This is a genomic window from Nonomuraea sp. NPDC049784 (assembly GCF_040659615.1).
GTDB lineage: Bacteria > Actinomycetota > Actinomycetes > Streptosporangiales > Streptosporangiaceae > Nonomuraea.
On sequence record NZ_JBFAMX010001333.1, the window covers coordinates 1 to 1,006 of the forward strand.

General features: G+C 74.4%; 1 protein-coding gene. It reads left to right on the forward strand.

The window, feature by feature from the left end; translation table 11 throughout:
• A partial coding sequence (locus AB0J09_RS65830) for an acyltransferase domain-containing protein (RefSeq protein WP_360714785.1) occupies positions 1 to 1,006 on the forward strand: 1,006 nt, incomplete at both ends.

Here is a 1,006-nt window from a genome sequence, read left to right on the forward strand (position 1 = left end):
CTCGGTGATGCCGGGCAGGTCGCGCAGCGGCAGCCCGTACGGCCGCATGCTGACCAGGTCCGTGTGGTTCGTGCCCGAGGACCGGGCGGACGTCCTGCTGCCGACCGCCTTCGCCGTGCAGATCGCGCTGGCCGCCTGGTGGCGGTCCTGCGGCGTCACGCCCGACGCCGTCGTAGGGCACAGCGCGGGCGAGGTCGCGGCCGCGTACGTCGCCGGTGCGCTGGACCTGCGGGACGCCGTACGGGTGATCTGCCGGCGGGCCCGGCTCCTGCAGACCCTGACCGGCCGCGGCGCCATGATGTCGGTGGAGATGCCGTACGAGCGCGCGATGCGGGAGTCGACCGGCGGCGGCCTCGCGATCGCCGTCGATGCGGCACCCGGCCAGGTCGTCGTCTCCGGACCGGACGAGGCGCTGACCGCCCTGACCGAACGTTGCGAGGCCGAGGGGATCCGCTGCCGCCGCCTCACCACTCGGGTGCCCGGCCACTCAGAACTGGTCGAACCCATCCTGGCCGAGCTGGGGGAGCAACTGGCCGGCATCACACCACGCACGCCGGCCGTCCCGTTCGTGTCCACCGTGGACGCCGGCGCGTGGAACCCGGCCGTCGACGCCGCCTACTGGGTGCGCAATCTGCGGCAGACCGTGCGTTTCCGGCCCGCGGTCCAGGACCTGGCCGAGCGCGGGTTCGGTGTGTTCCTGGAGATCAGCGCGCACCCGGTGCTGACGTACTCGATCGACCGCACGGTGCCCGGGGGCGGGTCCGCGCGGCCGGCCGTCCTGGCCTCCGTCCGGCGCGACGAGCCGCCCTGGGAGTCGCTGCTCGCCACGCTGACCGAGCTGCACTGCCGGGGCGTCGCGGTGGACTGGTCGGCGTGGTATCCACAGGGCGAGATCGTCCCGCTGCCGTCCTATCCCTGGCAGCACCGCCCGTACTGGTTCACCCCACAGGAGCGGCAACCCGCCGACCCCACCAGTGGCCTGTGCGGCCGGGCGCGGGTCGGCGGG